The organism is Micromonospora sp. NPDC049799, from assembly GCF_040656655.1.
Lineage (GTDB): Bacteria > Actinomycetota > Actinomycetes > Mycobacteriales > Micromonosporaceae > Micromonospora.
Map to the genome: position 1 here is coordinate 1 of NZ_JBFAMU010000022.1, position 25,073 is coordinate 25,073.

General features: G+C 72.6%; 22 protein-coding genes and 1 pseudogene. 12 read left to right on the plus strand and 11 right to left on the minus strand.

Translation table 11 applies throughout. From position 1 onward, the window contains the following. Positions 1 to 899, minus strand: an 899-nt coding sequence (locus tag AB0I76_RS03815; RefSeq protein ID WP_357029552.1) for a heavy-metal-associated domain-containing protein, incomplete at its 3' end; no start/stop codon positions are given. Positions 900 to 1,160: 261 nt separating this feature from the next. Between AB0I76_RS03815 and AB0I76_RS03820 the strand changes: the two genes are divergently transcribed. The 3 genes from AB0I76_RS03820 to AB0I76_RS03830 are packed head-to-tail and all read left to right on the plus strand — an operon-like array spanning position 1,161 to position 2,782. Further along, positions 1,161 to 1,946, plus strand: a complete 786-nt coding sequence (locus AB0I76_RS03820; RefSeq protein WP_357029555.1) for an NAD(P)H-binding protein — start codon at positions 1,161 to 1,163, stop codon at positions 1,944 to 1,946. A gap of 37 nt (positions 1,947 to 1,983) precedes the next feature. Then, positions 1,984 to 2,178 carry a hypothetical protein gene (locus AB0I76_RS03825; protein ID WP_357029558.1) on the plus strand — a complete coding sequence of 65 codons (195 nt, stop codon included), beginning with the start codon at positions 1,984 to 1,986 and terminating at the stop codon, positions 2,176 to 2,178. A gap of 55 nt (positions 2,179 to 2,233) precedes the next feature. Beyond that, positions 2,234 to 2,782 (plus strand): YbaK/EbsC family protein, encoded by a 549-nt coding sequence (locus tag AB0I76_RS03830; RefSeq protein ID WP_357029613.1) that lies wholly within the window; start codon positions 2,234 to 2,236, stop codon positions 2,780 to 2,782. Between the two features lie 60 nt (positions 2,783 to 2,842). Here AB0I76_RS03830 and AB0I76_RS03835 read toward each other — a convergent pair whose 3' ends face one another. The 4 genes from AB0I76_RS03835 to AB0I76_RS03850 all read right to left on the minus strand — a co-directional run bounded on the left by AB0I76_RS03835 (position 2,843) and on the right by AB0I76_RS03850 (position 6,274). Further along, a complete protein-coding gene (locus AB0I76_RS03835; RefSeq protein ID WP_357029561.1) occupies positions 2,843 to 3,478 on the minus strand; it encodes a DsbA family oxidoreductase in 636 nt (211 codons plus the stop codon). A gap of 20 nt (positions 3,479 to 3,498) precedes the next feature. Next, positions 3,499 to 3,927: a SufE family protein gene (locus AB0I76_RS03840; protein WP_357029564.1), complete on the minus strand. Its 429-nt coding sequence runs from the start codon at positions 3,925 to 3,927 to the stop codon at positions 3,499 to 3,501. Between the two features lie 98 nt (positions 3,928 to 4,025). Next, positions 4,026 to 4,451, minus strand: coding sequence for a CBS domain-containing protein (locus tag AB0I76_RS03845; protein ID WP_357029566.1), 426 nt, complete (start codon positions 4,449 to 4,451; stop codon positions 4,026 to 4,028). A 44-nt stretch (positions 4,452 to 4,495) separates the two neighbouring features. Further along, on the minus strand, positions 4,496 to 6,274 hold the full coding sequence (locus AB0I76_RS03850; protein WP_357029569.1) for a proline--tRNA ligase: 1,779 nt from the start codon (positions 6,272 to 6,274) through the stop codon (positions 4,496 to 4,498). A gap of 408 nt (positions 6,275 to 6,682) precedes the next feature. Between AB0I76_RS03850 and AB0I76_RS03855 the strand changes: the two genes are divergently transcribed. Both AB0I76_RS03855 and AB0I76_RS03860 read left to right on the plus strand, forming a co-directional pair. After that, positions 6,683 to 9,754 carry a hypothetical protein gene (locus tag AB0I76_RS03855; RefSeq protein ID WP_357029572.1) on the plus strand — a complete coding sequence of 1,024 codons (3,072 nt, stop codon included), beginning with the start codon at positions 6,683 to 6,685 and terminating at the stop codon, positions 9,752 to 9,754. Positions 9,755 to 9,965: 211 nt separating this feature from the next. After that, a complete protein-coding gene (locus AB0I76_RS03860; RefSeq protein WP_357029575.1) occupies positions 9,966 to 12,671 on the plus strand; it encodes a hypothetical protein in 2,706 nt (901 codons plus the stop codon). 217 nt (positions 12,672 to 12,888) lie between these two features. On the opposite strand, the gene AB0I76_RS03865 is transcribed toward AB0I76_RS03860, so the two are convergent. Together AB0I76_RS03865 and AB0I76_RS03870 are read right to left on the minus strand one after the other, a co-directional pair. Beyond that, complete coding sequence (locus tag AB0I76_RS03865) at positions 12,889 to 13,071, minus strand: DUF397 domain-containing protein (RefSeq protein WP_357029578.1); 183 nt, start codon at positions 13,069 to 13,071, stop codon at positions 12,889 to 12,891. Then, positions 13,062 to 13,865 carry a helix-turn-helix transcriptional regulator gene (locus AB0I76_RS03870; RefSeq protein ID WP_357029581.1) on the minus strand — a complete coding sequence of 268 codons (804 nt, stop codon included), beginning with the start codon at positions 13,863 to 13,865 and terminating at the stop codon, positions 13,062 to 13,064. Before AB0I76_RS03870 ends, AB0I76_RS03865 begins: the two co-directional genes overlap by 10 nt. A gap of 153 nt (positions 13,866 to 14,018) precedes the next feature. Between AB0I76_RS03870 and AB0I76_RS03875 the strand changes: the two genes are divergently transcribed. The 3 genes from AB0I76_RS03875 to AB0I76_RS03885 all read left to right on the plus strand — a co-directional run bounded on the left by AB0I76_RS03875 (position 14,019) and on the right by AB0I76_RS03885 (position 15,722). Further along, complete coding sequence (locus tag AB0I76_RS03875) at positions 14,019 to 14,372, plus strand: hypothetical protein (protein WP_357029584.1); 354 nt, start codon at positions 14,019 to 14,021, stop codon at positions 14,370 to 14,372. Positions 14,373 to 14,502: 130 nt separating this feature from the next. Further along, complete coding sequence (locus AB0I76_RS03880) at positions 14,503 to 15,270, plus strand: GDSL-type esterase/lipase family protein (protein ID WP_357029587.1); 768 nt, start codon at positions 14,503 to 14,505, stop codon at positions 15,268 to 15,270. Between the two features lie 2 nt (positions 15,271 to 15,272). Further along, the gene (locus tag AB0I76_RS03885) at positions 15,273 to 15,722 is read left to right on the plus strand and encodes a hypothetical protein (protein ID WP_357029590.1); all 450 of its coding nucleotides are present in this window, start codon (positions 15,273 to 15,275) and stop codon (positions 15,720 to 15,722) included. A gap of 68 nt (positions 15,723 to 15,790) precedes the next feature. Here the strand turns inward: AB0I76_RS03885 and AB0I76_RS03890 are convergent, their stop codons facing one another. Both AB0I76_RS03890 and AB0I76_RS03895 read right to left on the minus strand, forming a co-directional pair. Next, positions 15,791 to 17,047, minus strand: coding sequence for a hypothetical protein (locus tag AB0I76_RS03890; RefSeq protein ID WP_357029593.1), 1,257 nt, complete (start codon positions 17,045 to 17,047; stop codon positions 15,791 to 15,793). Next, entirely contained in the window at positions 17,040 to 17,555 is a 516-nt protein-coding gene (locus tag AB0I76_RS03895) for a SigE family RNA polymerase sigma factor (RefSeq protein ID WP_357029596.1), read from the minus strand. The genes AB0I76_RS03890 and AB0I76_RS03895 overlap by 8 nt, the downstream gene beginning before the upstream one ends. Before the next feature lie 99 nt (positions 17,556 to 17,654). Here AB0I76_RS03895 and AB0I76_RS03900 point away from each other — a divergent pair, with 99 nt between their 5' ends. After that, positions 17,655 to 18,557: a sulfurtransferase gene (locus tag AB0I76_RS03900; protein WP_357029598.1), complete on the plus strand. Its 903-nt coding sequence runs from the start codon at positions 17,655 to 17,657 to the stop codon at positions 18,555 to 18,557. Positions 18,558 to 18,570: 13 nt separating this feature from the next. Here AB0I76_RS03900 and AB0I76_RS03905 read toward each other — a convergent pair whose 3' ends face one another. Then, positions 18,571 to 19,176: a TetR family transcriptional regulator gene (locus AB0I76_RS03905; RefSeq protein ID WP_357029601.1), complete on the minus strand. Its 606-nt coding sequence runs from the start codon at positions 19,174 to 19,176 to the stop codon at positions 18,571 to 18,573. 107 nt (positions 19,177 to 19,283) lie between these two features. Between AB0I76_RS03905 and AB0I76_RS03910 the strand changes: the two genes are divergently transcribed. Beyond that, on the plus strand, positions 19,284 to 20,480 hold the full coding sequence (locus tag AB0I76_RS03910) for an FAD-dependent oxidoreductase (RefSeq protein WP_357029604.1): 1,197 nt from the start codon (positions 19,284 to 19,286) through the stop codon (positions 20,478 to 20,480). Here the strand turns inward: AB0I76_RS03910 and AB0I76_RS03915 are convergent. Next, positions 20,437 to 21,636, minus strand: a complete 1,200-nt coding sequence (locus AB0I76_RS03915) for an MFS transporter (protein WP_357029607.1) — start codon at positions 21,634 to 21,636, stop codon at positions 20,437 to 20,439. The two genes, AB0I76_RS03910 and AB0I76_RS03915, sit on opposite strands and share 44 nt — an antisense overlap. A 150-nt stretch (positions 21,637 to 21,786) precedes the next feature. Here AB0I76_RS03915 and AB0I76_RS03920 point away from each other — a divergent pair, with 150 nt between their 5' ends. Continuing rightward, positions 21,787 to 23,574 carry an HSP90 family protein gene (locus tag AB0I76_RS03920; RefSeq protein ID WP_357029610.1) on the plus strand — a complete coding sequence of 596 codons (1,788 nt, stop codon included), beginning with the start codon at positions 21,787 to 21,789 and terminating at the stop codon, positions 23,572 to 23,574. Between the two features lie 122 nt (positions 23,575 to 23,696). Continuing rightward, positions 23,697 to 25,073 (plus strand): annotated as a pseudogene (locus AB0I76_RS03925) (hypothetical protein); the annotation flags it as partial.

Below are 25,073 nucleotides of genomic sequence, written 5' to 3' on the forward strand. Positions count from 1 at the left end.
TCTGACCTACCGTCACGGTCGGGGGCCCCCGGGCCCCCCGCGGCCGCCGCGCCGGTGGCCAGGACCCGGCTGGAGTACGCCTCGACGGGCCCGTCGGGCTTCGGCCGGGGCCGGTCACCGTCGGGGTTGCGGGCGACCGCCCGGTCTGGGTCACCGGTCAGGCGGGGTTCCGCCTTCGCCCACGCGCGCAGCTGCGACCGCGCCTCACCCCACTGCACGACCCGTTGGGCGCCGTCCAGCACGATGCCGGACCATCCGCCGGTGAGGCCCTGCACGACCGCCTCCGCGAGCGGGAAGATCAGGTCGGCGCGAGGGTCCGCGCGCAGTCCCCGGTTGGCCAGCGCGTGCAGCCGGGGGTGCAGGTCGACGGCACCGAGCAGGCCGGCGACCTCACCCGGGACCGGGGTGAACGGCAGGATCCGGGTGGCGGCGGAGATGGTCAGGCCGAGCGCGTCGGAAGCGAGCGCGCCGAGGGTGCGCGGCGTCCGGGGGCCTTCCTCCGGCGGATGCGGCGGCGGGATGTCGGGGTCGGGCTCGTGCGGGCAGACCTGTTCGGTACGGGCGACCGTGGCGATCAGGTCGCGCATCCGCGGCTCGGGCTCCTCGACGGCGACGACGACGCGGCCGGAGGGCGCGTTGACGCGGGCCCAGGCCACCCCCGGCATCCGTTCCAGTGCCGCCTCGACCTGCCGGGCGAGTGCGTCGCCGCCGTCCTGGCAGACGCCGTGCACCTCGATGTGGTGGCGGCCGGGCCGGGACCAGACGCGGCGGCGGGTCAGGCCGGAGGCACGGGCCAGCTTGACCGCTGCCGTGCCGGCGGTCCGGGCCGCCTCACCGACCAGGTGCGGCACGCCGACGGGCGGGAGCAATCGGCCGGCGACGCGGCCCAGCGAGGTCATCGAGGCGTACGACCGGACAGATGCCGGCCAGGCCCTCCGCCGCTGCCGCTCCTGCCGTACGCCATCTCGCCTCCCGCGGTCCGTCCCGGCGGCCTGGCTTCCCGGCGGACCGTCCGTTATGCCCCCGGAGCGGCACGAAGTTCGGCCACCTCGGGCAGGAATGGACGGCGATGCTGGTGCGGTGACCCGCCGCACAGCCGGTCACGTCGACCGGTCTCGTCCCGTCATCGCGGCGGCGGGCGGGTGACAGAGGAGGGGACGATGCGGATCCTGGTGACCGGTGCCGGTGGGCGGCTCGGCGCGGTGGTGCTGCCGCGGCTGCGTGAAGAGGGGTGGGTCGTGCGGGCGACGAGCCGCCGGCCGCGCACCGACCCGACGACGGAGTGGGTCGTGGTGGACCTGGCCACGGGTGCGGGGGTGGCCGAGGCGGTGACCGGGATGGACTTCGTGCTGCACCTGGCCTCGGCACCGAACCAGGGACGACGCGTCCACCAGGTCGACGTGCTCGGCACCCGCCGGCTGGTCGTGGCCGCCGGGGAGGCGGGCGTGCGCCATCTGGTCTACATGTCGATCGTCGGCGTGGACCGGGTGCCGATTCCGTACTACCGCCACAAGCTCGCCGCCGAGCAGGTCGTGGCGGCCGGGTCGGTGCCGTGGACGGTGCTGCGGGCCACCCAGTTCCCCGCGTTCCTCGATGAGCTGCTGCGCGGCGCGAGCAGACTCGGCCCGGTCGTCGGGGATCGGGCGGTGCTCGCCCAACCGGTCGACCCCCGGGACGTCGCGGACCGGCTCGTCGCGCGGCTCACCGCGGGTCCCCTGCACGACATCGAGGAGTACGGGGGGCCCGCGGTGATCCGCTTCGACGAGGCCGTACGCACCTGGAACGCGGCCCGGCGGTCCCGCCGTCCGCTGCTGCCGGTGCGGATTCCCGGCGCGCTCGGCCGATCCCTGCGCGACGGTGGTCTGGTCACCGGGGCGGTGCCGCGCGGAACCCGTACGTGGCCGGAGTACCTGACCGACACGTACGGGGGATCCGGGGCAAGATGAGCCGCGTACGGATTCGCGTCCTGCCTACCGTGACCGCATGCTGGCCCTGGTCACCACCGTGATTCTGTACGTCTTCGGATTCGTCTTCCTCTACGGCGTGATCCGCCTCGCCATCCGGCACGCGCTGGAGGAGGTGGAGGTCCGCCGGGTCCAGGCGCAGCGGGCGGAGGAACTGGCCGCCGCGCGCGACCGGACCCTGCTGCGGGAGAACGGCTTCCTCACCGGCAGCTGAGGGCGTGCCGCCCGACGCGCGGAGTTCGGCGGTGGGTGCGAGGATCGCAACCGTGATGGGGACGCTGAAGACCGAACCCGCCCGTACCCGCCTCGACCTGCTGGCACCGCCGGTCGCCACCGCAATCGCGCAGTGGCCCGCCGACGCTCCGGTGGACGTCGACGACGTGCTGGTCGCGCCGATCGACGCCGACCTCGCCGACACGGCCGCCTTCTGCGCCGCGTACGAGGTGGGGCTGGACGTCTCGGCCAACTGCGTGGTGGTGGCCGGCAAGCGCGAGGGCGTCGTCCGGTACGCGGCCTGCGTCGTGCTCGCCACCACCCGCGCCGACGTCAACGGTGTGGTCCGCCGCGAGCTGGACGTCCGCAAGGCGAGTTTCGCGCCGATGGCGGAGGCCGTGGAGCTGACCGGCATGGAGTACGGCGGCATCACCCCGATCGGGCTGCCGGAGCACTGGCCGATCCTGGTGGACTCGCGGGTGATCGCCGCGCCGCACGTGATCATCGGATCCGGCGTACGGCACAGCAAGATCGCACTTCCCGGACCGGCGCTCGGCGCGCTTCCCGGGGCGCGGGTTCTGGAGGGCCTGGCCCGACCGACCTAGATCGTCGTCAGCGTCGATGCCGTTGCACGTGAAACATCACGTGCGTCGATGCCTCCGGCGTCAGTGGGTGCCCGACTCGCGGTTCCGCACCTCGGTCAGGGCGGCGAGCAGGGTCTCCGGCTCCTGGGCGCCGGTCACCGCGTACCTGCCGGCGAGAACGAAGGTCGGGACGCTCGTCACGCCGAGCTGCCGGGCGGCGGCGAGTTCCTCGCGGACCTCGGCCACCCGCTCGTCGGAGTCGAGGAAGCGACGGGCCTCGGCGCCGTCCAGCCCGATCTCGGTGGCGAGCGCGGCGAGCGCCTCCCGCGAGCCCACGTCGACCCCGGCGGTGAAGTGGGCCCGGTAGAGGGCGTCGACCATATCGGCCGCCCGGCCCTGGTCGGTGGCCCAGGAGACCAGCCGGTGCGCGTCGAACGTGTTGGCCGCGAGCGCCCGGTCGAAGTCGAGTTTCAGGCCGACGCCGGCCGCGACCTCCGTCACGTGCCCGAACATCTGCCGGGCGCGGTCCCGGCCGCCGAACTTGGCGGCGAGGGCGTCGACCAGCGGCCGGGGCTCCGGCACCGGCGACGGGTCGAGCTGGAAGGGGCGGTACCGGACGGTGACCTCACCGTCGTACGACTCCAGGGCCTGCTCCAGCCGGCGCTTGCCGATGTAGCACCACGGGCAGACCACGTCGGCGTAGATCTCGATCTCCATGATCGGCAGCAACTCCCTGGTCAGCTCGTCTGTTCCCGGACCTGCCGCTTGAGCCGGGCCAGGATCGCGGTGCCGCCCCGCACCCGCAGCGGAGAGATCGCCTGGGCCAGGCCCATCCGCTGGTACAGGTCGTCGGGGACCGCGAGCACCTGCTCCGGGGACGCACCCTCCAGCCCCTCGGCGAGGATGCCCGCGAACGCCCGGGTCGTCGGCGCCTCCGGCGGGCAGTCGAACAGCGTCTCCACCGTCTTCTCCGGAGTCACCCGGGCGCGCAGGAAGAAGGACGTCTGGCACTCGGGCACCTGCTCCATGCCCTCCCGGTCGGCGTGCTCGGCCGGCAGTGGCGGGATGACGTCCGCGTACTCCAGCAGCATCTCCAGCACCAGGTCGCGGGGTGCGGCGGCGAACTCGTCGACGATCTCGGCCAGTCGGGTCGGCATCTCGGGCATCCCGCCAGGCTACCGCCGGGCGGCGCGACATGACGTGGGGCGTTAAGAAGGGCCCCTTCCTCTACCGGAGGCGTTAAGAAGGGGCCCTTCCTTGCACCTCACACGGTGGGGGCCTGCTCGCTGATCTCGCCGAGGGCCGACTGGGGGTCGAGCTGCATCGCCAGGTCGCCGAGGGAGACGATGCCAACCAGCTTCCGCTCGCTGTCGCAGACCAGCACCCGTCGGATGCCACGCTCGCGCATCAGCGTGGCAGCCTCGTTGGCCGTCGAATGCTGCTCGATCATCACCACCTCGCGCGTGATGATCGAGCCGATCGTGGTGGTGCCAGGGTCGCTGCGCTCGGCGACCGCGCGGACCACGATGTCCCGATCGGTGAGCATGCCGGCGAGGGTGGCGCCCTCGGTGACCACCACGTCGCCGATGTCCGCCTCCTTCATCACCCGGGCCGCCTCGTCCAGTGTGGTCTCCGCCGGCAGGTAGATGACCTGCTTCGTCATCACGTCACTAACCCGGTAACCGGTCATGAGAGCCCTCCGCGTCATCCAGCCGATCGGGATGCGTTACCCCGTCACGCGTCGACTACACCACGTCCACGCTCGGCCCGTACCTTCTCGACCAGCATCTCCACCAGACCGCCGACCGGCACCTCGACGCGCTCGTCGGTGGCCCGGTCGCGCAGTTCCGCGTACCCGTCGGCGAGACGGCGGCCGACCACGACGGCGCGCGGGATGCCGACCAGCTCGGCGTCGGTGAACTTGACCCCGGCCGAGACGTGCGTCCGGTCGTCGACCAGCACGCGCAGGCCGGCGGCGGCGAGGCGTCCGCCGAGGTCCAGCGCCGCGTCGAGCTGCGGGCCCTTGCCGGCGGCGATCAGGTGTACGTCGCAGGGCGCGACCGACGCCGGCCACACCAGTCCCCGCTCGTCGTGGTGCTGTTCGGCGATCGCGGCGACGGCGCGGGACACCCCGATGCCGTAGCAGCCCATGATGGGCCGGACCGGCTTGCCCTGCGGGCCGAGCACGTCGACGGCGAACGCGTCGGTGAAGCGCCGGCCGAGTTGGAAGATGTGGCCGATCTCGATGCCCCGGCGCATGGTCAACCGGCCGGTGCCGCAGACCGGGCAGGGGTCGCCGGGCCGGACCTCGGCCGCCTCGATCGTGCCGTCGGGCGTGAAGTCCCGTCCGCACACCACGTCGGTGGCGTGCCGGCCGGGCTCGTTCGCGCCGGTCAGCCATGCGGTGCCGGGCACCACGCGGGGGTCGACCAGGTACCGGATGCCGAGCTTTGCCATGACCTGCGGCCCGATGTACCCACGGACCAGCTCCGGGTGGGCGTCCCAGGCGTCGAAGACCGCCACGGTCGACGGGGCGAGCGTCGCCCCCAACCGCTTGACGTCCACCTCGCGGTCTCCGGGCAGCCCGACGACCAGCATTTCCGCCTCCTCCGCGCCGGGTCGGCGGACGGTGAGCACCACGTTCTTCAGGGTGTCGGCGGCGCTCCAGTCGTCCCGGCCGGCCAGGCGGCGGGTGTTGGCCAGCTCGACCAGGGACGCGATCGTCGGCGTCTCCGGGGTGTCGTGCACCTCGGACGCCGGCCGGGCGTCCGGGTTGCTCGCCGCCGGGGCGGGAGTGGTCACGGCCTCGGTGTTCGCCGCGTAGTCGCAGGCAGTGCAGCCGACGTACGTGTCCTCACCGACCTCGGCGACGGCCAGGAACTCCTCCGACGCCGAGCCGCCCATCGCGCCCGACATCGCGTGCACGACCGTGTGCTCCAGGCCGAGCCGGGCGAAGATCCGCTGGTAGGCGGTCCGGTGCCGGTCGTACGCGGCCTGCAGCCCCGCCTCGTCGAGGTCGAACGAGTAGGCGTCCTTCATCAGGAACTCACGCCCGCGCAGCAGACCGGCCCGAGGCCGGGCCTCGTCGCGGAACTTCGTCTGGATCTGGAACAACGTCACCGGGAAGTCCCGGTACGACGTGAACAGGTCCTTCACCAGCAGCGCCGCCAACTCCTCGTGGGTGGGAGCGAGCAGGTGCTCGGCACCGCGCCGGTCGGCGAGGGTGAAGATGTCGTCCCCGTACTCCGTCCAGCGCCCGCTGGTCCGGTACGACTCCGCCGGCAACAGTGCCGGGAAGTGCACCTCCTGGTCGCCGATCGCCGTCATCTCCTCCCGGACGACCTCGGTGACCCGGTCCAGCACCAGCTTGCCGAGCGGCAGCCAGGTGTAGCCGCCCGGTGCGGCGCGGCGGACGTAGCCGGCGCGGAGCAGCAGCCGGTGGCTCGGCACCTCCGCGTCGGCCGGGTCCTCGCGCAGGGTCCGGAGCAGCAGGGTCGACATGCGCAGCAGCATTGCCGCAGCGTACGACCGTGCGGTCCGGCGGGCGATCCTATTCAGACACGTCGTCGGCGGGGGCGCGCCGGCGGCGTCGACTGGGTCGATCAGACAGTGACGACCCGCTGGGCGGACGGGTGTCGATCCGATTGGTGGACCGGGGGTGGATCCGAAGGTGCCGGTGCCGACCGGTGCGGCCGAAATTGATAACGAGCGGGCGGTTCCGGCGAGCCGCCATATCGCCACGAGGCCACTTGTTCCTACGGTGACCTCCGGCACGCCGGCAGGTGGACGTCGCCGGGGCCGACCCGGTGGTGCGATGCGGGCGCTTACAGGGGGTTCTCGATGCACATACGGAGCCGCGTCGTCGCGGGCCTGGTTGCCGGGGCTGTGGTGTTCACGGGCCTACCGGCTTCTGCGGGCACGGTGTCGGAGAAGCTCGCCAGCACTGTCGCGCTCGCCGCCCAGGCGGTGCCGGGGCACACCGGGCTGGTGCCGACCGCGCCGCGTACCGATGTCCCGAGGATCACCAACGGCGAGATCACGGACATCGAGGTGATCGGAAACCGGGTGTTCATCGCCGGTTCCTTCACCTCGATCGCCAACGTCGGCGCGACGCCGATCGCCCAGCGGTACCTGGCCTCGTACAACATCGACACCGGCAAGGTCGACACGGGCTTCCGGCCGACCTTCGACGGAGCCGTCGCCGCCGTCGAGGCATCCCCGGACGGTGCGTCGCTCTACGTCGCCGGGTCGTTCAACACCGTCGGCGGTGTCACGAAGCGCAAGATCGTCCGGCTCAACCCGGTCACCGGGGCTCCGATCACCACGTTCACCGCGAACGCGAGCGCCCGCGCCACCGCGCTGGCCGTGAGCAGCACCGCGGTCTACGTGGGCGGCCAGTTCGCGACGGTGAACGGCGTGAGCCGCAGCGCTCTGGTGGCGCTCAACCCGACCACGGGCGCGGTGGACACCGGATTCAACCTGCCGCTGTCCGGCGGCATCGGCGTCGGCGGCATGCTCACCGTGCAGCAACTCAAGCTGACGCACGACCTCAGTAAGCTGCTGGTCGTCCACACCGGTCGCCAGATCGCCGGCCAGGACCGCTACGGCGTCGGTCTGGTCAGCACCGCCACGAAGGCTCTGCTGCCCTGGCGGACGCGGCTGTGGGAGGACAACCTCTCCTTCGTCGGCGGAATCCAGCGGGTCTTCGCCGGTGACATCGCACCGAACGACTCCTACTTCGTCGTCACCAGCGGTTCGGGCGGCGACCGCCCGCCGATCAACGACACCGCGATCGCCTTCCCGGTGACCGGGAACGACAACGTCGAGCCGATCTGGATCTCCCGTCACTTCGACAGCATCTACTCGGTCGCCGTCACCGAGAAGGCCGTGTACGTCGGCGGCCACTTCAGCTGGCAGGAATCGCCCACCTCGAACGTTCCGTGGCCGGGCCTCGACAACGTCGGGTACGGCACGGGCCAGGGCCTGAGCGGTTACGGTCTCGGCGACCAGGTGGTCCGCCGTGACCACCTCGGCGCGCTCGATCCGGCCACCGGCACGGCCCTCGAGTGGAACCCGGGCTCCAACTCGTACGAGGGGGAGAAGGCCATGCTGGCCACCTCGCGCGGGCTCTTCGTCGGGGGCGACGGCAACGTCAAGGGCGACAAGACGGTGGGACGGGTCGGATTCTTCGACCTTTCCCGCGCGCCGGCGCCGTCGGCCGTGGACACGACGATCGTCACGCCCATCGAGGGAGCGGTGAAGTCCGCCAACCAGACGTTCGCGCTCGACGGTGGGGCGAAGGCTCCGGCCGGCGTCAACCGGGTCCAGATCGAGATCCAGAACCGTGGCTCCAAGCAGTACCTGCAGGACGACCTCGTGACGTGGGGTGCCTTCAACACCATCAACGCGACGATTGCCGCGCCGGGCGCCACCTCGACGTCGTGGTCCCTCCCGGTGTCGCTGCCCTCCGGTGAATACCTGGTGCAGGCGAGGACGGTCGCCCGGGACGGGGCGAGCGACCCCTCGAAGGCCGTCAAGAAGATCGAGACCTTCCGGTACGACGACCTGCCGCCGTCGACGTCGATCAGCTCGCCGGCCGGTGGCCTGCTCACCACCACGAGCTTCATCGCCGCCGGCACCGCCAGCGACGACAAGGGCGTCAGCGCGATGACCTACTCGTTGCGCACGCCGGACAACCGGTACCTGCAGGACGACGGGACGGTCGCCCCGGTCTACAACACGTTCCGCGGCGAGCCGGACGTCGTCGGTGCGCTGTCCACCACCTGGCAGTTGGAGGTGAACCTCCCCATCGAGGGCGAGTGGAAGCTGACGGCCACCGCCATCGACACCGCCGGTCAGAGTGACCTGCGCGGTGCCACCCGCGACTGGACCGTCTCGTCCACCGGTGTTCCGCCGGCGGTGACGATCAGCACCCCCGTGCCGATGACACCGCCCACCGCTGCCGCGCCGATCACCGTCGCACCGGGCGGCACCATCACGTTCTCCGGCACCGCCAGCGACGACGGCACCGTGCGGTCGGTCGAGATCTACCTCCGCAACTCGACCACCCGGGAATCGCTGGCCGCCGACGGCACGTGGGGCACCGACTCCATCACGGCCTACCACCGGATCTCGCCGACGAACCTCAGCGCCCCGTCGTACAACTGGTCCTACACCACGGTGCCGCTCAGCCCCGGTGTGTACGACTTCCGGGTACGGGCCACCGACAACCTGGGCCTGACGACGCCGAACGCCAACCTGGGCCGGCTCAGCGTCACCGCGCAGGTGCCGGGTGACGCGTTCCCGAACGGCCTGTTGAGCTTCACCGGTGTCGAGCAGAACGTCGAGCAGTTGCAGTTGAATCTCGCCGGCACCGCGACCGACGACAAGGGGGTGCAGGGCGTGCGGGTGGCGCTGCGCGACCTGGACACCGGCCGGTACGTGCAGCCGAACGGCACCATGGCGGCGAGCTTCGCCACGGTGAACGCCACACTCGCCTCGCCCGGCGCGACGAGCACCACGTTCACCCTGCCGATCACCCTGCCGACCAAGGGCGAGTACAGCGTCGAGGCGTGGGCCGTCGACACGGCGGGCCAGTTGGACGGCTCGACCTCCGGCGCCACCGCTCGGTACCTCGTCTACCCGGGCGACCTCGACCCACGGCTGGAACCGAGCCTCACCCCGCAGGACGGTCAGGTCTACACCGATTCGAGGATCGTGGTCACCGGACGTGCCGTGGACGACGTCGGGATGCTGCGCGTGGACATCCAGATCGTCAACGGCTCCGGGCAGGTGATGAACTCCTCCGGTGTGTTCGGCGGCGGCTCGACCTGGATCGCGGCCTTCCTGACCAGCCAGGGATCGCCGGGGTCGAACTTCGCCTACACGTCTCCGGTGGTCCCGGCGGGTGCCTACACCGTCTCGATCAGGGCGGTCGACAACTACGGGCAGCTACAACAGCCACCGAAGACCATCCCCGTCACCGTCAACTGAATCATCTGGCACGACGATGGCCCCGGCGCTCAGCGCCGGGGCCACCGTCGTCGATGCGGGACCACGCGGGTCGTACCGACATGCGATCCTGTCCGCGCGGGCGACCAGGAACGCCCGTCCATCATGGGGAGACCGCATGCCTTCACCTCCGCGCGCCCATTCGCGGACAACGGCGCTGATCGTCGCATCGACACTGGCCTGTGGAGCGGCGGTGGGTCTGACGGGCGGCCCGGCCGCGGCCGCCGTGGGCGCGCCGACAGATCTGAAGACCGCCGACCAGCCGTGTGCCACCGCCGCGCCAGGGCCCTACCTGAGTCCGGTCCGGCTCAACGACGCGCAGGCCGTGGTGCTGCGGGGCACCTTCGACCGTGCCGGTGCGGGGGCCGCGCTGCAGGCCGACTTCCAGGTGTGGGATGTCACCGATCCCGAGCACCCGCAGCAGTGGCTTCGAAACGTCGGCGACCAGAGCGACGAGGTCTACGTCCAGCTCGAAGACAACGCGAAGCAGCTCGACGGCGTCACGTACGCCTGGCGGGTGCGGGTCCTCGACGGCGCGGACGCCTCGTCGTGGAGCAGCACGTGCTACTTCACGATCGACCGCGACGGTGGCCCCGCACCGACGGTCAGCTCCGCCGAATATCCCGCCGGAAGCTGGGACGACGCCAGCGGCGCGATCGGCGTGCCCGGCGTGTTCACGCTGACCGCGGCGTCGGAGGACACGGTCAGCTACGACTACCGGTTCCTCTCCTCGGAGCTGTCCGACAATCCCACCGAGTCGACGGTCGACGCCGACGGGCTGGGCGGTTCGGCGACCATCCGGTGGACTCCCCGTGCGGCCTCATCTCACTCACTCGTCGTGTACGCGGTCGACCGGGCCGGAAACCGGTCCCAGGCGGCCTACCACGAGTTCCACGTCAAGGAGACCCGGCCGGCGGTCCACTCGGCCGCGTACCCCGACTTGGGCCGCTCGAACCTGGACTACAACGTCGGCGTGCCGGGCGCGTTCGAGTTGACCGCCACGGTCGCCGACACCGCGTCGTTCGGGTGGCGGATCGACGAGGACGGCCCGTCGGGCACCGTGCCGGTGGGCGCGGACCGGCAGGCGACCGTCATGATCGCCCCGGTCCGTGGTGGTCGGCAGACGCTCTACGTCCACAGCGTCACCCGGGACGGCACGGTCCACGCCGACCGGGCCTACACCTTCGTCGTCGACAACGGGCCCACGGTCACCGGTGACGCGGGCCAGGGCGAGACGATCATCGGATCCTCGCGCACCCTCCACTTCACGCCGCGCGCGCCGCAGGTCGAGGCGTACCTGTACTGGCTGCGATACTCCAGCATCGAGGAACGACCGGTCGAGAAGACCGTCATCCCGGCCCGCGCGGACGGCACCGCCGACCTGACCTGGACAGCCACCGAGACCGGCGTCAACGGCATGCTCATCCAGAGCCGGAGCTCGGACGGCACGCTCTCCGAGCCGCGCTACCAATGGATCTCGGTCGACGGTGCGGAACCAACGGTGACCCGCACCGGCGGTGACGCGGTCGGTACCCCGGCCACCTTCCGGGCCATCACCCGGATGGCCAACGTGGTCGAGTTCGTGGTGACCTTCAACAGTGACGCGGCCACGCGGCAGGTCCTCACGCCGGCCGCCGACGGCTCCGTCACCTTCGGCTTCACGCCGACCAAGCACGATTACAACTATGTCCAGGTCGTCGCCCGCAACGCTGCCGGAGTGCAGACGGTGCAGGGGGGCATGTCCTGGTCGGCCACGAACGGACCCCAGGTCAGTTCGGTCGAGTTCCCCGCCAACGGCACCGTCCGGCTCGCGCCGGGCACCTTCACCTTCACCCCGCGCCTGCCCGACACGACCGCGTACGAGTACTCGGTCAACTACGCGCCCTACACCACCCTTCCCGCCCGCGCCGACGGCACCGCGACGCTCAGTTGGACTCCACCTGCCACCGGCCAGTTCCTCCTGAACGTCCGCAGCGTCTCGGCCGGCGGCACCCGCTCGATGAGCACCCGGCACGGCGTCACGGTGGTGGCCGGTCCTCCGCCGGCGGTGACGAACCTCAAGGCCGCGGGTGGTGTCGGCTCGGCCGCCCTGTCGTGGACGCTGCCGTCGATCACCGATCTCGACCAGGTGATCGTGCGGAGGTCCACGGGGACCACGCCGCCGTCGTCGCCGACCAGCGGTACGGCGGTGTACGCGGGCACCGGAAGCAGTGTCACGGCGTCGGGGTTGGCGTCGGGTACGACGTACACCTTCGGCGTGTGGGTCAGGGACCGTGGCGGCAACGTGTCCTCCGCGGCGAGCGTGACGCTGGTTGGCAGCAGGACCACGGTCTCGACCAACGCCACGGCGATCACGTACTGGTCAATGGTGACGGTGTTCGGCACGGTGGTCCGCGCGGGCGACGGTGCGGGGATCCCGGATGTTCCGGTGCGGCTGTACGCGCGGCGCAAGGGCACCGACATCTGGACGTTGATCACCACGCTGACCACCAACAGCAACGGTGGTGTCACCTACAACCACAAGCCGTCGTGGAGCCTGGACTACAAGTGGGTGCTGCGCGACTCCTCGACCCATCTGGGCTCGGAGAGCGGCGCCAGTGCGGTAGGGGTCAGGGCCGACGTGACGGCCACGGTGTCGAGAACGTCCTTCGCGCTCGGCGGCTCGGTCACGGTGGCGGGCAACGTGTCGCCGGCCCACGCCGGACAGAGGGTGTACCTGCAGCGAAACGTCAACGGCGTCTGGTCCACGGTGGCCAGTGCGACGCTCTCGTCGACGAGCAGCTACGTGTTCACCGTGACGCCCTCCACGAGGGGCACCCACACCTACCGGGTCTACCGGCCCGCCGACACCGACAACCTGGCCGGTCAGAGCGACAGCCGGAGCTTCGAGGTCACCTGACCGGAGCGATGTCATCTGTACGACGATGGCCCTGGCGCTGAGCGCCGGGGCCATCGTCATGTCGGAGCCGTCGCTCGATGCCGGGACCACCCCGGCGCGATCCGGCCCGCCCCGACGTAGATCCACTCGATATCATTGAAGTCGGGCTGAAATTCCACCTGGACACCCCGATGTCAGTGACATCGAGTCGATCATCAGGCCTCACACGGGTCGGACCCTAGCGGCGCCGGGTGCCGTCGAGGAACGCCCGCCAGGAACCACGCGCGAAGGTCAGGACCGGACCGGCGGGGTCCTTGCTGTCCCGTACGCCGACGACCCCCGGCAGGTTGTCGGCCACCTCGACACACTCGCTGTTGCCGCTGCGGGTGGACTTGCGCCAGATCGCGCCGCTCAGGTCCATGACGTCATCACTTCCTTCATCAGCAGCACCGACTGCCTCCGAGGCAGGGCCTCGCTGCGGACGCTCTCCCACCTCGCCTGCAGAATAGCCACATCCTCATCCCTGTCGACTGATGTGCCGCCGAGCTGGCTTTCCAGGTAGCCGACCCATCCACCGTCGGCGCCGCGGGCCAGGGTGAACGGTCCCGCCAGCCCGACGTGCACGCTGACCTCCGCCGGGACGACGTGCACGCTGACGTGGGGGCGCTCGGCGCACTCGATCAGATGAGCGATCTGCTGCACCATCAGGCCCCGAAACCCCTCGTCCGCCCGCCGGAGGACCGCTTCCTCGATCACCGCCACGAACTTCGGCGGATCGGGTTGGGCCAGGACCGACTGCCGGTCCATCCGCACCGCGAGCCGCTTCTCCACCTCGCCGTCACTCAGCATGTCGTCAGCCCGGATCACCGCACGGGCGTAGTGCTCCGTCTGCAACAGCCCCGGAATGAGCGTGGGGTGGTAGCAGCGGAGCTGACGCGCGCTCTGCTCCGCGTCCAGCCAGGGGCGTAGCCAGCTCGGCTGGCCGTCCCGTTCGGCGAGCTTGAGCAGGGACATCAACAGCCCGTCCGTGCCCAGCACCTCGTCGGCCCGCTTGAGGAACAGGCGGTCGAGGGGCCGCTGCCCCAACTCGACGGCCGACACCTTGGACCCCGAGTAGTGGACCAGCTTCCCGAACTCCTCCTGACTCAGCTCGGCGTTCAGCCGTAGCCGGCGAAGTTGTGCCCGGATCAGCTCCGAGGTCGGTTCACCTTCCACAGTTCCTCCACGATCGTCCCGGCGCCTCCGACGGGCGGGTCCGCCGACCGTCGGCGCTTCCCGAGGGGCCCCCGCACCGGCGTCGACGCCTTCCGACAGTAGCGGCGTCCTCAGCAGACTGTCACGCAGTGATTCCGCCCCGAGGAGGTCCACGTGTGCGATCCGGTCCGCCCGCTTCCCGTACCCCGGCTCGGGCCGTACGCCGATCGGCCCCGCGCCCATCCCGCGGACCGCCCGCCGCACGTGCCGCTGCGGCCTCTGTGGCTGTGCCGGGCCTGCGGGCGGCCGTGGCCGTGCGCGGAGGCCCGGCTGCTGCTGAAGGTCGAGTACGCGGACCAGCCGGTCGACCTGGCCGTCTACCTGTCGGGGCTGTACCACGAGGCGACGCACGACCTGTTCCGGCTGAACCCGCACGACGGACCGACGCCGCGTGAGCTGTTCGAGCGGTTCGTGGCGTGGGGTCCGTACCGCCGACCCGCCATCGGGCCGCCGACGTCGGACCGGTGATGACCTCCGCCACGTTCCCCGGCGCGCGGGATCACTCCGTCGCGGTGCCGGTGCCAGACTGTCCGTTGTTGAGAAGGGGCCCTTCCTCTACCGCAGGCGTTAAGAAGGTGCCCTTCCTTGGGAGGTGGGAATGCGCTGGCGTAGTTACGTCGCGGTGGGGGACAGCTTCACCGAGGGCATGGACGACGCGTACCCGGACGGCACCTACCGGGGCTGGGCGGACCTGGTCGCCGCGCGGCTGGCGGCGGAGGTGGGACCGGACTTCCGGTACGCGAACCTGGCCATCCGGGGGCGTCTCTTCCCGGGTGTGGTGGCCGAGCAGGTGCCCGCCGCGGTGGCGATGAAGCCGGATCTGATCAGCTTCGCGGCCGGCGGCAACGACGTGCTGCGCCGGACCTTCGACCCGGACGCCCTGGTGGCCCGCTTCGACGACGTGGTGGGGCGGCTGCGCTCCGGCGGCGCCGACGTGGTCCTGTTCCGGTTCGCCGACGTGATGGCCCGCCTGCCCGGGCAGCGGCTCGTCGCCCCCCGCATCGAGCTGCTCAACCAGGCGGTCGGCGAGACCGCTGAGCGGCACGGCGCGATCCTCGTGGACCTCTACGCCGACGACACCTTCCTCAACCCGATGCTGTGGAGCACCGACCGGCTGCACCTCTCCGCCGCCGGCCACCGGCGGGTCGCCGGGCAGGTGCTGACCGCGCTCGGGGTGGGCTGCGAGGAGGACTGGCTGCTCGTTCCGGAGCGGCCGTTGCCGAAGCCGTGGCTGGCCGCCCGCGCGGACGACGTCCGCTGGGTCGGCCGGCACCTGGCACCGTGGATCAAGCGCCGGCTGACCGGCCGCTCCTCCGGCGACACGGTCACCGCCAAGCGTCCCTCGCTGACTCCGGTCACCGACTGACCGTGCTGACCCTGCACACGGCGCCTCTTCTGCGTACCGCCCCCGGCGGCCCGCCGTCGGAAGCGGCCGCCGTCGCGGTCCGGGCCGACCGCATCGTCGCGGTCGGCCCGCTGGTCCAGCTCTCCCAGGAGTACGCGGGCGCACGCGTCCGCCGTTGGCCGGGCACCCTGGGCCCGGGGCGGGTGCACGACGCGCCGCTGCCACCCGCGCCCACGCCGCGCGAGCGGATCCACGCGCTGCTGCGGCTCGGGGTGACGGCCGTGCTGGCCGAGTACGTCGTCGACCCGATCCTGCGGGCTGCCGTCGACCGCAGTGACCTGCTGGTGCTGGAGGACGCGTCGGTCCCGCCGACGCTGGCCCCGGGCGGTCGCGCCGACCTGGCCGTCTTCGCCGACGACGGCACCTGCCTGGTGACCGTGCTGGCCGGACGGCTCGTCCACCGCCGCGCCTGACCCCACCGGCGACCGCCGCCGGTCCACCACCCCCGTGTGTGGTGGACCGGCCGCGTGTCCGCAGCGGCTCAGGAGAGCCGTGTCCAGGAGCGGTCGACGCCCGATCCGGTGCCGAGGAAGGTGCCCGTCTGGCCGGTCACGACGATGGTGTCGTCGGGAAGGACCTGCACCGACGCGGACTCGTCGTCGGCCCGCACCGGCCCGCCCAGGGCGGGCTCGTCGACGTACCGCTTGTCGTACCAGTAACCGCCACCGCCGTAGGCGCTGGTCACCGGCAACACCCCGCCGTTCGCCGCCGCCACCGTGGACGTGTCGTCCGGCAGGCCGGGCTGCTCCTGCCAGCGGTCACCGACCAGCTTCCACAGCCGGTTCGGGTCGGTCGCGCTGAACGAGGTGTCACTGATGCCGACCAGCCAGGCGTCGAGACCGTCCGGGGAGACCAGCAGACGCGCGGCACCGGCCACCGCGGGCAGCGTCCGCCACGTTGCCGCCCGGTCGTCGGTGACCGCCATGGTCAGCCGGTCGCCCTCCCGGGCGGTCACCCACAGTCGGCCGTCGCCGCCCTCAACGAGCTGTTTGTCGCTCTCCGACCGAAGGTTCAGCGGGGGCTGCACCGGGACCGGTGCCCCGCCGATTCCGACCAGCCGCGGGCGGGGACACGAGGGGCCGGAGAAGACGCCCTGGTCCTGCGGGCACCGGAGCGAATACCCGCTGTCGGTCGCCAGGGCGAGGTCGATCACCTCCGGCGGAGTGCTGACGGGATGGTCGGTGAAGGAGGCGCCGCCGTCGGTGGAGACCAGGTACCGGTCGCCGATGACGACGGTTATCCGTCGGCCGTCCAGGGGCAGGAGATACGGGGGACCGGCCAGATTCGGCTCGTCCGCCGCCGCCGGTAGCGCCGTCCTCTGCCACGTGACACCGCCGTCGGCCGTGCGCGCCAGGTCGCGCCGGCAGTCGGTGGACCCGACGTCCTCGCGGTCGCAGGTGTCGAAGAGCGCCCAGCCGTGCCGGGCGTCGACGAACTGCAACTGGCGCAGCTCGCCGGGCACGCCGGGCACCGCCACCGTCCGCTCGACGAGCCGATCGTCCGGCGACGCGCTCGGGTCGGGTGCGGGCGGAGTCGGCGCGTCGTCGCGGCCCGCCATCGCGTACGCGCCGCCAGGCCCGGCCAGGAGCAGGGCCGCCACGCCGGCCAGCAGGCCGCGCCGACGGCGACGCCGATCCCGGACCCGGCGTGCGGCATCGGCGACCCCGGGTGGGCGGAAGGTCGGCGCGGTCCGCGCCTCGAACTCGGTGAACACGTCGTCCAGGTCGGTCTCACGCACGGTGGGCCTCCTGCCGGTCGGTGAGGTGGCGGGCCAGCGCTGCCCGGCCCCGCGTCAGCCAGGACCGGACCGTGCCCTCGGGCGCGCCGAGCTGGTCGGCGATCTCGGCGACGCTGAGCTGGGCCAGGTGGTGCAGGACGACGGCCCGGCGCTGGTTCGTGGGCAGGGTGGCCAGCGCGTCGGTCAACGCCACCCGGTCGGGTCCGGGGCCGGCCACGTGCTCCTCCCGCTGCCGGGCGAGGTGCCGGACAGCGGTACGCACCCGGCGCAGCCGGCTGGTGGCCAGGTTCCAGGCGACCCGCCGCACCCAGGCGGACGGATCGTCGTACGCGCCGATCCGGTCCCACCGCTCCAGCACCCGGCAGAACGCCTCCTGGGTGAGGTCCTGTGCCTCGGCGTGGTCTCCCAGGTACGCGTAGAGCTGTACCGCCAGGCGGTGGAAGTGCGCCTCGTAGAAGCCGGTGAAGTCCAGCGGCGGGGACGCCCCGGGGCGGTGCCGTTCGGTCATGTCGGTCCTCGTGCTCGGCGGATCTCGCCACTGTCACGTGCGGGGGGTCGCATCCGCTGCACCCGTTGCCGGCGCGGTTTGCGGCGTACCTTGGGGATCATGTCTGTGCCGAACGATCCCGATCCCCGACTCCAGTCGTACGCGGACCCGCAGCGTCTCGTCACCACGCAGTGGCTGGCCGAGCACCTGGGCGACGAGGGCCTCGTCGTCGTCGAGTCCGACGAGGACGTGCTGCTCTACGACACCGGCCACATCCCGGGTGCCATCAAGGTCGACTGGCACACCGAGCTGAACGACCAGGTCACCCGCGACTACCTCGACGCGGAGAGTTTCGCCGAGCTGTGCGCGGCCAAGGGCATCGGCCGCGGGGACACCGTCGTCTTCTACGGCGACAACTTCAACTGGTGGGCCGCGTACGCCCTCTGGGTCTTCTCGCTCTTCGGCCACGCCGACGTGCGCCTGCTCGACGGCGGCCGGCAGAAGTGGATCGCCGAGGGGCGGGAGCTGACCCGGGACAAGCCGGCCCGGCCGCGCGCCGAGTACCCGGTGCCGCAGCGCGACGACGCGCCGATCCGGGCGTACCGCGAGCAGGTCATGGCGCACGTCGCCGCCGGACGGCCGCTGGTCGACGTGCGGTCGCCCGGCGAGTACACCGGCGAGATGCTGCACATGCCGGACTACCCGCAGGAGGGCGCGCTGCGCGGCGGCCACATCCCGGGCGCGGTCAGCAAGCCGTGGAAGTCGGCCGCGAACGAGGACGGCACGTTCAGGTCGGCCGAGGAGCTGCGCGCGATCTACGCCGACCAGCTCGGGCTCGACCCGTCCGACGACGTGGTGGCGTACTGCCGGATCGGTGAGCGTTCCAGCCACACCTGGTTCGTGCTGCGCCACCTGCTGGGCTACCCGCAGGTGCGCAACTACGACGGCTCGTGGACCGAATGGGGCAACCTGGTCCGGGCCCCCGTCGCGAAGGGCGACCAGCCCGGCGGCCTGTCCCGCTGACGACGGCGGGCGGTCAGTCCCGGCTGCCCAGCAGGTAGCGCTGGATGGTCGGCGCCACCCAGGCGACCAGTTCCGCCGGGTCGGCGTCGACCATCGGGGGGAGGCGCAGCACGTACCGGGTCAGGGCCAGCCCGAGGATCTGGCTGGCCACCAGCCCCGCCCGCCGGGGCGCCTCGGTGGGGTCCAGCGCGAAGCGGGCCACCGCGGTGCTGAGCTGGTCGGCGAAGATGCCGCGCATCCGTTCGGCCGCGCCCGGGTTGGTGCTGGCCGTCCGCAGCAGCGCCGCCAGTGTCGCGTCGCCCTCCCAGCGGTGCAGGAAGTGCCGGACCAGCAGCTCGCCGACGGTGTCCGGTGACACGCCGGACAGGTCGGGCAGGCGCAGGTCGAACTCGGCCGCCGCCGCGAACAGCCCCTCCTTGCTGCCGTAGTACCGCATCACCATTGACGGGTCGATCCGCGCGTCCGCGGCGATGGCCCGGATCGTGGCCCGGTCGTAGCCGTCCTCGGCGAAGCGGTTCCGGGCGGCCCGCAGGATCGCCGCGCGGGTGACGTCGGAGCGTCGGCTGCGGGGCGGCGCGGCGTCGGGGTGTTCGGCGTCCACGGGTGGGGCCTCGTTCATGCCCACGACCGTATGCCAACACCTGTTGACACGCCAGTGCCGGTGCGCCTAGCGTTGCCAACAACAGTTGGCCAACACGTGTTGGCAATGCGGTCACGGAGGTGCCCATGCTGCCGGAAGAGACGGACGTGCTGGTGGTGGGCGCCGGGCCGACGGGGCTGACCGCCGCGCTGACACTGGCCCTGCGCGGTGTCCGGGTGACCGTGGTGGAACGGCTCGCACGACCGCCGGTCACCTCCCGGGCGGCGGTCGTGCACGCGTACACCCTGGAGGAGCTGGACCGCGTCGGGGCCGGCGCGCCGCTGGTCGCGCGCGGGATCCTCTCCCCGGGGTTCACCGTGCGCGACCGCGACCGCGTGCTGCTCACCGTGCCGTTCCACGACCTGCCGTCGGTGCACCCGTACGCGCTGATGGTCTCCCAGGCGGTCACCGAGGAGGTGCTCACCGACCGTCTCGACTCGGCCGGCGTGCGGGTGCTGCGGCCGTACGAACTGACCGGCCTGGACCTCGACGACGCCGGCGCGGTCGCCACCTTCACCGATGGCGCGACCGTGCGGGCGCGGTACGTCGTCGCGGCGGACGGGATGCGCAGCACCGTGCGGGAGCGGGCGGGGATCCCGTTCGTCGGACCCGCCGGTGGCGGGGAGTCGTTCGTCCTCGCGGACGTGCGGGTCACCAGCTCGCTGCCGCACGACCAGGTGTCGCTCTTCCTCGACCGGGCCGGCCCGCTGGTCTGGGCGCCGCTGCCCGAAGGGGTGGTCCGGCTGGTGGCCGCGGTCGACGAGGCGCCCGCCGATCCGGACGTCGCCCACCTCCAGGCGCTGCTCGACGAGCGCGGTCCGACGCGGCGACCGCACCGCATCCAGGAGGTGCTCTGGGGGTCCCGCTTCCGGCTGCACCACCGCGTCGCGGCGACCTTCCGGGCCGGCCCGGTGCTGCTCGCCGGGGACGCCGGTCACGTGCACAGCCCGGCCGGCGGGCAGGGCATGAACCTCGGCATCGTCGACGCCGTCGACCTCGGCACCACCCTGGCCGACGTGCTCGCCGGAGGACCCGAGGTGCTGCTCGACGGGTACGCGGCGCGGCGCCGCCCGATGGCCGAGGACGTGGTGGCCTTCGCCGACCGGCTCACCCGGCTCGCCACCGTGCCGTCCGCCGCCCGGCCGGCCCGGAACCTGCTGCTGCGTCTGCTCTCCAGCCTCCCGCCGGCCCGCCGCCGGATCGCCCTGCGCCTCTCCGGCCTGGCCCACCGGCCCGCGGTCACCCCGGAACCGGGCGCAGTACCCGCCAGCCCGCCACGGTGACCACCGCGAAGACCACCGCCGCCGCCCCCGCCACCGGCGCCACCCCGTACGCCGCACCGGCCAGCCCGGCGAGCGCCGCGCCCACCGGAGCGGTGACCATTCCGACCAGGCGTTGGGCGGCACCCACCCGACCGAGGAGGTCGGGCGGCACGTGACGCTGGCCGTACGCGGCCCGCAGGCTGTTCCACACCGCACCTCCGGCGGCGAAGACGGCCAACGCCACGCCACCGACCACCGGGTGCCGGGCCAGCGCGAACCCGACGAGGGCCACGGTCTGCGCGACCAGCACCACCCGCAACGCGGAGAGCGTGCCGAGCCGCGCGGCCAGCCGTCCGGCCCCCAGCGCCCCGAGCACCCCGCCCACGACCGCCGTCGCCGCGAACAGCCCGTACCCGGCCGGCGGCACCCGCAGCACCTCCAGCGCGTACAGCACCAGCACCGCCAGCAGCCCGCCGATGGCGAGGTTGCTCCCCGCCGTCACCAGCGTCAACGGCCACAGAACCCCGTCCCGACGAACGAACCGCAACCCCTCCATCCCCTCCCCCCAAACCCCCCGGCCCCGGGCCCCGGCCCCGCCCGTCCGAGGGGTGCGGGTGAGGGTCAGGGTCAGGAGGGCGGCGAGGGTGAAGGTCAGGGCGTTCGCGGCGAAGGGGAGCGGGGTGGCGGCGGCGAACAGCACGCCGGCGGCGGGGGCGCCGATCAGGCCGCCGGCCACCGCCGTGCCCGCGGCGAGCCGGCCGTTGGCGCGGGGCAGGTCCTCCGGCGGCACCACCGACGGAAGCATCGCGAAGGCGGCGGCGTCGAAGAGGGTGCCGAGTGCGGCGAGCAGGAACGCCGTCACCAGCAGCGCCACCACGCCGGCCCGGCCCAGGGCGACCGCGACCGCCAGGCCGGCCACCACGACCGCTCGTCCCCCGTCCACCAGCGCCATCGTCCGCCGCCGGTCCCAGCGGTCCGCGTACACGCCGCCGAGCAGGCCGAGCAGCAGCGGCGGCACCTGCCCGGCCACGGCCACCGCCGCGATCACCCGGGGATCGCGGGTCACGGTCGCGGCCAGCAGGGCCAGTGCGGGCGTACGCAGGGCGTCGCCGAACCGGGACGCCACGGTGGCGGACCAGAGCAGGCGGAAGTCCCGGGCCGGTACGGGTGCGGTCATGCCGGCGACCCTCCGACCTCGACCGGCTCGAGGGTCAAGTCGGGCCGACGGTCCGGTCGGGTCGACGGAGCGGTGGCGGCGAAAGGGGGACGCGCGGGCCCGTGATCGTCGGTACGGTTGGCGCCGGCATCGGACCGGGGAGCACACTGCGTGGACCACACCTTCCAGGTCGACCTCCGGGGCGTGGTCGACCTGCTCAGTCATCACCTCTACGGCAGCCCGCGCGTCTACGTACGCGAACTCATGCAGAACGCGGTGGACGCGATCACCGCGCGCCGGGCGACCGATCCCGGTGCGCCCGCCTCGGTCCACATCGAACCGCCGGAGCGGACCGGCGACGGCACCCTGCGGGTGCACGACACCGGCATCGGCCTGACCGAGGCGCAGGTGCACGAGCTGCTGGCCACCATCGGCCGTAGCTCCAAACGGGACGAGCTGGGCTTCTCCCGCCACGAGTTCCTGGGCCAGTTCGGCATCGGCCTGCTCTCCTGTTTCCTGGTGGCCGACGAGATCCGAATGGTCACCCGGCACGGCGACCACCCGACGGTGCACTGGACGGGTCATTCCGACGGTCGGTACGCGGTCGCGCCGGCCGCGCCGGGCGAGGGCCGCGCCGAGCAGGGCACCACGGTGACGCTGGTGCCCCGGCGGGACGCCGAGCAGTGGTTCGCGACTCCCACCGTCGTCGACCTGGCCCGCCTCTTCGGCGCTCTGCTGCCGGTCGACGTCCGGGTCGGGGACGTGGTGACCACCTCCGGGCCGCCGCCGTGGCCGACCACCCCCGGCGCGCCGGTCGACCGGCCCGCCCTCATCCGGTACGCCCGCGAACACCTCGGCTACGCCCCGTTCGACGTCCTGCCGCTGTCGGTGCCGGAGGCCGGCCTCACCGGTGTCGCGTTCATCCTCCCCACGCCGGTGAACCCGGCGGCGCGTGCCGGCCACCGCGTGTACCTGAAGCGGATGCTGCTCACCGAGAACGCCGACGGTCTCCTGCCGGACTGGGCCTTCTTCGCCCACTGCGTGGTCGACGCCACCGAGCTGCGCCCGACCGCCAGCCGTGAGGCGCTCTACGAGGACACCCTGCTCGCCGCCACCCGGGAGGCCCTCGGTGACCAGGTGCGCGGCTGGCTCGTCCGGCTGGCCCGGCACGACCCCCGCCGGCTCGCCGAGTTCCTCCAGATCCACCACCTCGGGGTCAAGGCGCTGGCCGTGCACGACGACGAGATGTTGGACCTGGTCGACAAGTGGTGGCCGATGGACACCAACGTCGGCACGCTCACCCTGGCCGAGTTCCGGCAGCGGCACGGCCTCATCCGGTACGCGGCCAGCCTCGACGAGTTCCGCCAGCTCGCCGCCGTGGCCGCCGCCCAGGACCTGCCGGTCGTCAACGCCGGCTACACGTACGACACGGAGCTGATCGAGCGCCTCCCGACGGTGGACCGGTCGGTGCTCATCGAACGGCTGGAGCCGAGCGACCTGGCCACCCGCTTCGAGAGCCTCGACCCCCAGGTCGAGCTGGGGCTGCGGCCGTTCGTCGCCGCCGCGCAGGGTGCGCTGGAACGGTCCGGGTGCGAGGTGGTGATCCGGGCGTACGACCCGGTGTCCCTGCCCGCCCTCTACCTGGTGAGCCGGTCGGCGGCGTTCAACGACCAGCTCGCGGCGAGCCGGGACAAGGCCGACGAGCTGTGGGGCGGTGTGCTCGACGCGCTCGCCTCCTCGGCACCTCCGGACCGGCCGCAGCTCGTGCTCAACCACCGCAACCCGCTGGTCCGGCGCATCACCACCCTCACCGACCCGGAGCTGGTCGGCCTCGCCGTAGAGGCGCTCTACGGCCAGGCCCTCCTGCTCGGCCACCACCCGATCCGCGCGGCCGACGCCGCCCTGCTGAACAGTTCCTTCCTCGGCCTGCTCGGCCGGGCCGTACCAGGACGGGAGTGACACCGTGAGCGCGAGGAGTGAGCCGGTTTTGCGAGCCCCGCAGTCGCGAACCGAGGTGGCACCGTGAGCGCGAGGAGTGAGCCGGTTTTGCGAGCCCCGCAGTCGCGAACCGAGGTGGCACCGTGAGCGACGAGGACCTGTGGCGGGTGCTCCGCCAGATCGAGGGCATGCCGTACGGGGCGGGGCAGATCGCCGCCCTGGAGCAGTTGCTGCGCCGGGTGGACGCGTCCGACGACCGGCACCTGGCGTTCGTCACCCGGATGCAGGCGACCAGCGCGTACACCTACGGCGGCGAGCCGGCGAAGTCCTTCGTGACCTTCGCGTGGTGCCTGTCCGAGTTCGACCGGGACCCGCAGCCCTACCACCAGCGCCACACCCACCAGCTTCTCTGGCACTTCAAGTACATGGTCAACGGCATGCTGAAGTTCCCCGAGCTGCCCCTGGACCGCACGTACGCGGTGCTCGACGACATGGAACGGCGCTACCGCACCTCGGGCCACAGCCTCCAGGCCGTCCACAAGCACCGGTTCCGGGTCGCCGACCACGTCGGTGACGCCGAGGCGGCCGAGCACTGGTACCGGCTCTGGCAGAGCACCCCGCGGGACAAGCTGTCCGACTGCGCCGGCTGCGACCCCACCTCCACCGTCAACCATCTCGCCTCCACCGGCCGGGACGAGGAGGCGGTCGCGCTGGCCGAGCCGGTTCTCGCCGGCCGGCTGTCCTGCACCGAGCAGCCGCAGACCATCCTCACCGCGCTTCTGCTGCCCTACGTGCGTACGGGCCGCTTCGACGAGGCGCGGCACGCGCACCGGGAGGCGTACCGGCGGCAGCGGGGCAACCTCTCGGACCTGTGGGAGATCGGTGACCACGTCGAGTTCTGCACGCTGACCGGCAACGAGGCCCGGGGCGTCGAGATCGTCGAGCGGCACCTGGACTGGCTCGACCGGGCGCCGTCGCCGGCCGCCGCCATGCACTTCGCGGCCACCGCCGCCGCCGCGCTCCGCCGCGTCGGCGACCTCACCCTGCACCGCCGTGCGGCCGGTGACCGCCCGGCCGGAGAGGTGAGCGCCGCGGAGCTGGTGACCGAGCTGACCGCGCGCGCCACGGCGCTCGCCGCCCGCTTCGACGAGCGCAACGGCACCACCCACCAGTCGGAGTGGGTCACGCAGCGGCTGGCGGTCGAGCCGACCGGGGAGCACGTGCCGCTCTCGGCCAGTCTCCGCCGGCCCCGCCGCCCCACCGGGACACCGTCGGCGGAGGCGGAATCGGCGTCGGCGGGGTCGGCGGGGTCGGCGCATCCGGCGACGACGGTGCGGCCCGCCGCCGCGCGGGTCGCGGACCGCGTACCGGCCGTGCCGGTGCCCGTCGACGCGAACGCCGACGAGCTGCTCGACTTCGCCGCCGAGCGCCGGCGCTCCCACGACCTGGCGGGCTTCCGGGCCGCCGATGACCGGGGTGTTGCCCGCGTACCGCTGGGCGAGCATCTTCCAGTCGTTGTT

Excerpts from the sequence above, each read along its gene's own strand:
- AB0I76_RS03840 (WP_357029564.1), bottom strand. The coding sequence starts at position 3,927 with ATGCCCGAGATGCCGACCCGACTGGCCGAGATCGTCGACGAGTTCGCC.
- AB0I76_RS03915 (WP_357029607.1), bottom strand. The coding sequence starts at position 21,636 with ATGACCGCACCCGTACCGGCCCGGGACTTCCGCCTGCTCTGGTCCGCC.
- AB0I76_RS03835 (WP_357029561.1), bottom strand. The coding sequence starts at position 3,478 with ATGGAGATCGAGATCTACGCCGACGTGGTCTGCCCGTGGTGCTACATC.
- AB0I76_RS03820 (WP_357029555.1), top strand. The coding sequence starts at position 1,161 with ATGCGGATCCTGGTGACCGGTGCCGGTGGGCGGCTCGGCGCGGTGGTG.
- AB0I76_RS03880 (WP_357029587.1), top strand. The coding sequence starts at position 14,503 with ATGCGCTGGCGTAGTTACGTCGCGGTGGGGGACAGCTTCACCGAGGGC.
- AB0I76_RS03825 (WP_357029558.1), top strand. The coding sequence starts at position 1,984 with ATGCTGGCCCTGGTCACCACCGTGATTCTGTACGTCTTCGGATTCGTC.
- AB0I76_RS03850 (WP_357029569.1), bottom strand. The coding sequence starts at position 6,274 with ATGCTGCTGCGCATGTCGACCCTGCTGCTCCGGACCCTGCGCGAGGAC.
- AB0I76_RS03845 (WP_357029566.1), bottom strand. The coding sequence starts at position 4,451 with ATGACCGGTTACCGGGTTAGTGACGTGATGACGAAGCAGGTCATCTAC.
- AB0I76_RS03900 (WP_357029598.1), top strand. The coding sequence starts at position 17,655 with ATGTCTGTGCCGAACGATCCCGATCCCCGACTCCAGTCGTACGCGGAC.
- AB0I76_RS03910 (WP_357029604.1), top strand. The coding sequence starts at position 19,284 with ATGCTGCCGGAAGAGACGGACGTGCTGGTGGTGGGCGCCGGGCCGACG.
- AB0I76_RS03865 (WP_357029578.1), bottom strand. The coding sequence starts at position 13,071 with ATGGACCTGAGCGGCGCGATCTGGCGCAAGTCCACCCGCAGCGGCAAC.
- AB0I76_RS03830 (WP_357029613.1), top strand. The coding sequence starts at position 2,234 with ATGGGGACGCTGAAGACCGAACCCGCCCGTACCCGCCTCGACCTGCTG.
- AB0I76_RS03895 (WP_357029596.1), bottom strand. The coding sequence starts at position 17,555 with ATGACCGAACGGCACCGCCCCGGGGCGTCCCCGCCGCTGGACTTCACC.
- AB0I76_RS03905 (WP_357029601.1), bottom strand. The coding sequence starts at position 19,176 with ATGAACGAGGCCCCACCCGTGGACGCCGAACACCCCGACGCCGCGCCG.